The following is a 447-nucleotide window of genomic DNA, read 5'->3' on the forward strand; positions in this document are numbered from 1 at the left end:
CGATACCAGATGCCGATCAGGCCAAGCAGCACGGGCATGTTGGCTTCAAGCGGCGCACTGCGGAAATGTTCGTCCATCGCATGCGCTCCGGCGAGCAGCGCGTCGAAATGCTCTGCCCCCAGATACAGCATGATGATGAGCCCGATCGACGACCAGAGCGAGTAGCGACCGCCGACCCATTCGCCGAACTCGAATACGTTCTCACGGCGAATGCCGAAGCGAGTCGCTTCTTCGATGTTCGTCGACACTGCGACGAAATGCTTGCCGAGTTCACTCTCCGGAATGCCGTTCGCAACGAACCACGCACGAATCGTGCGCGCGTTGGTCATGGTTTCGAGCGTGGTGAACGTCTTCGAGCAAACGACTACGAGCGTCGTTTCCGGGTCGAGCAAAGGCAGCGTACGCGCCAGTTCAGTCGGATCGATGTTGGCGATAAAGTGCGCGCTC

1 pseudogene is annotated in these 447 nt (G+C 59.3%); it reads right to left on the minus strand.

The features are described 5' to 3' along the window. Positions 1-447, minus strand: a pseudogene (locus CDV44_RS27410) (glucose-6-phosphate isomerase); the annotation flags it as partial.

The sequence above is a fragment of the Pandoraea sp. PE-S2R-1 genome, from assembly GCF_002179865.1.
In the GTDB taxonomy this organism is placed as follows: domain Bacteria; phylum Pseudomonadota; class Gammaproteobacteria; order Burkholderiales; family Burkholderiaceae; genus Pandoraea.